The sequence below is a fragment of the Methylobacter sp. BlB1 genome (assembly GCF_015476545.1).
Lineage (GTDB): Bacteria > Pseudomonadota > Gammaproteobacteria > Methylococcales > Methylomonadaceae > Methylobacter.
Window position 1 is genome coordinate 1 of record NZ_JADMKV010000193.1, and the last position, 843, is coordinate 843.

Below are 843 nucleotides of genomic sequence, written 5' to 3' on the forward strand. Positions count from 1 at the left end.
AGAGCCTGTTCAATATCTGCTGAGTATGATAGATAATGAGAGGCATGAGAAAAGTGTACCCCAGCGACATCAGTCGCGAACAGTTTGAACCAGTCAGAGCCCTGCTGGACAATGCCCGCAAGAAAACCCGGCCTCGCACCGTGGACTTGTATGAGGTGTTCTGTGCCATTCTGTATTTGCTCAAGAGCGGCTGCCAATGGCGCATGCTGCCGAGCGATTTTCCGAAATGGCGCACCGTGCATCACTATTTTTCGCTGTGGAGCGAGAAACCTGAAGGCGGAACCAGTCTGCTGGAGCAGGCATTAAAAAAATCAGGTTGGCGAGGCCCGTACCAGACAGGGGCGCAACGCCAAGACGAGTTTCTGCATCGTTGACGCCCAGAGCGTCAAAAACACCGATTGCGCACGCAGCAAAGGTTATGATGCCGGCAAACGAGTTTCGGGCATCAAGCGTCATATTGTGGTTGATACCCAAGGATTGCCCCATGCGATAGTCGTCACTACCGCTAATATCACGGACCGTCAAGGGGCGCTCATGGCAATTGATCAGCATGCGGCTAACTTATCGGCCGTGGCAGCGTTACTGGTAGACGGCGGTTATACCGGTCAGCCTTTTGCGGAATCGGTACGGACATTAATCGGTGCAGAGGTACAGGTTGCCAAACGTCATGAGCTTCATGCCTTTGCCGTCATGCCCCAACGCTGGGTCGTCGAACGATCGTTCGCCTGGCTGGAGAAATGCCGGCGGCTTTGGAAAAATACCGAGCGCTTGCTCAATACCAGCTTACAGTTCGTCAACCTGGCTTTCCTGGCGCTATTGCTGAGGAGATATTGAACAAGCTCT

The 843-nt window shown here is 53.4% G+C and carries 1 protein-coding gene; it reads left to right on the plus strand.

Translation table 11 applies throughout. From position 1 onward, the window contains the following. The first annotated feature begins 44 nt into the window (after positions 1-44). A protein-coding gene (locus IT781_RS21975) for an IS5 family transposase (RefSeq protein WP_194972301.1) occupies positions 45-834 on the plus strand; the annotation gives its coding sequence in 2 pieces (ribosomal slippage) (positions 45-307 and positions 306-834; 792 coding nt in all). Positions 835-843: the final 9 nt, after the last annotated feature.